The organism is Enterobacter sp. LM3 (genome assembly GCF_046622475.1).
In the GTDB taxonomy this organism is placed as follows: Bacteria; Pseudomonadota; Gammaproteobacteria; order Enterobacterales; family Enterobacteriaceae; genus Enterobacter; species Enterobacter cloacae_P.
Genome location: NZ_JBJURN010000043.1, coordinates 1 through 1,915 on the forward strand (window position 1 = coordinate 1; position 1,915 = coordinate 1,915).

3 protein-coding genes and 1 pseudogene are annotated in these 1,915 nt (G+C 46.5%); 3 read left to right on the forward strand and 1 reads right to left on the reverse strand.

Annotation, left to right across the window (positions count from 1 at the left end):
* The 3 genes and pseudogenes from ACJ9N4_RS20790 to ACJ9N4_RS20800 all read left to right on the forward strand — a co-directional run.
* Positions 1–69: pseudogene (locus ACJ9N4_RS20790) on the forward strand (lysis protein); the annotation flags it as partial.
* A 218-nt stretch (positions 70–287) separates the two neighbouring features.
* Positions 288–806: a Rha family transcriptional regulator gene (locus tag ACJ9N4_RS20795; protein WP_411500789.1), complete on the forward strand. Its 519-nt coding sequence runs from the start codon at positions 288–290 to the stop codon at positions 804–806.
* A 119-nt stretch (positions 807–925) separates the two neighbouring features.
* Positions 926–1,135, forward strand: coding sequence for a hypothetical protein (locus tag ACJ9N4_RS20800; protein WP_411500787.1), 210 nt, complete (start codon positions 926–928; stop codon positions 1,133–1,135).
* Between the two features lie 100 nt (positions 1,136–1,235).
* On the opposite strand, the gene ACJ9N4_RS20805 is transcribed toward ACJ9N4_RS20800, so the two are convergent.
* Positions 1,236–1,661: a hypothetical protein gene (locus ACJ9N4_RS20805; RefSeq protein WP_411500788.1), complete on the reverse strand. Its 426-nt coding sequence runs from the start codon at positions 1,659–1,661 to the stop codon at positions 1,236–1,238.
* Positions 1,662–1,915 lie beyond the last annotated feature (254 nt).

Consider the following 1,915-nt stretch of genomic DNA (forward strand, 5'->3'; position numbering starts at 1 on the left):
CGAATCGTCACAGTGACGAAGCAGGTCGGCTATCTGCAGGACTACATCAAAGAGCAATGTCTGAAGTAAAAAAAACGGCACGTTGTAAATCACAAACTGAATTTAATGAGCCTCGCGAACTGCGGGGCTTTTTTATGTCGGCATTTCACCGCGCACCGCATGCGCACTATAACCACCGAACCAGACCCTTTGGAATGAGCCGTTGAGGAAGTCAGTTAGTGCTGGCGAGCCTCGGTGGGCTGACTCCCTATGCGGCAACGGTTCATCTCAAAGAGCAGACAAACGCTATGCATAATCTATCAGTTATTCCGGCCTTCGATTTTCGTGAAATGGTCACAACCATCGATAACAAGATCATCACCACATCACTCAAGGTTGCTGATTATTTTGGTAAACGTCACAAAGACGTTCTACGAGCGATCAGAAACCTTAAATGCTCCGATGATTTCACCCGGCGCAATTTTGCGCCCATTGATTTCATTGATAAAAATGGCGATATACAACCGATGTATAACATCACCCGAGACGGATGCATGATGCTCGTGATGGGCTTTACGGGTAAGGCGGCATATGCGGTTAAAGAGTGCTACATCAATGCATTCAACTGGATGGCTGAGCAACTGAGTCGAAGAGTTGCCATGGGCGAAGAAATGCAGCATCGCTACGCCATCAAAGAAACTCGCTCAAAACTGAAAGGAACGATCGGCAGCCGGTTGATGAACGAGCGGAAAAAAGAGAAGCGCGTCCTGGCGGTCGAGCATGAACATATCATGCAGGTGACGCAGCCAGATTTGCTGATTAGCTGATGGCGATATTACAGAAGCTCTTCACCGAGGGGCTTCGATAATGTCCTTGAAATATGCAATTCAATCCCCACTTAAATCTTGAAACCCGCCATTTTGTCAGGGTAAGAAAGGGAATTGTTATGTTAGCGAATTACTACGAAAACGGCCTCGTAACTACCACCGAGCAAGAAAAGCGCTTGATCGCGGTTCAGGCGGCTCTAGAAATTGCGAAAGCATCAGTATCAGCCAATACTGCCGATAGCAATAATTCGAAAGCATTGTGGGATTTGAAGCATGTAGCGCAAGAAGTCAATGCATTAGCTGATTCTATCCAAGCCGCATTGGAATAATCCAACTTCAGGCTGATGAATATGTGAACCGCCTCCGGGCGGTTTTTTGTTGCCATCACCATGAGTAAGCTCATCGTAATGGCTATAGGTACAGAGGAGGTTAGCTCTGCTGCCTAGCAAACTTGACTATCACACGCTTCCCGTTGATAGATAGTATTTGCTCTGTGTCGGGACGCATAATCCCCGTCCAATTTATAACCTCTCCGCTTTTTACTGCCTGAATCCTGATAGTGTACTTTCCTTCTTCTTTAAGGACTTGAGTAGTTAGAGATGCAGAGATATTGTCTGAATTCTCAGTGGAAGTGAGTGCAACGACGAGACCGATCCCTTGAGGTGGGTAGCGCAAATGATCAACTGATACTACCACCCAGAACATTTCATCTGGATCGGCACAGTCCCTAACGGTTTGTTTAGGTTCCCCAAATGCCTCAAAAGATGTCTTAGTGCAAAGCTGTTGATTACTTGCGGCATTAGCTATGCCCAGAAGGCACAGTGATATGGACGCGATGTAAACCTGAAATTTCATAAAACCTCCATTGTTTGCTATGTAATAAAAATCGTCCTTAACCTGAAAAACTTGAGCGGAACACTAGAAAATGACAAAACCTGCCAGGGAGGTCATCGAGACCGCGTAGAAGGCCGGAGTGATATCCCTCTAAAAAATTGCATCACGATACGGCAACTATATACCTAATGACGATGTTGATCGCGAGCTGCGTGACACGTGGCAGCGTCCCGGTGGTGGTTGATACTGCCTGTGACTGGGTAAAGCCAATCTAC

Bases quoted from the DNA above. Each gene is read 5' to 3' on its own strand.
- ACJ9N4_RS20800 (WP_411500787.1), top strand. From the start codon at position 926: ATGTTAGCGAATTACTACGAAAACGGCCTCGTAACTACCACCGAGCAA.
- ACJ9N4_RS20795 (WP_411500789.1), top strand. From the start codon at position 288: ATGCATAATCTATCAGTTATTCCGGCCTTCGATTTTCGTGAAATGGTC.
- ACJ9N4_RS20805 (WP_411500788.1), bottom strand. From the start codon at position 1,661: ATGAAATTTCAGGTTTACATCGCGTCCATATCACTGTGCCTTCTGGGC.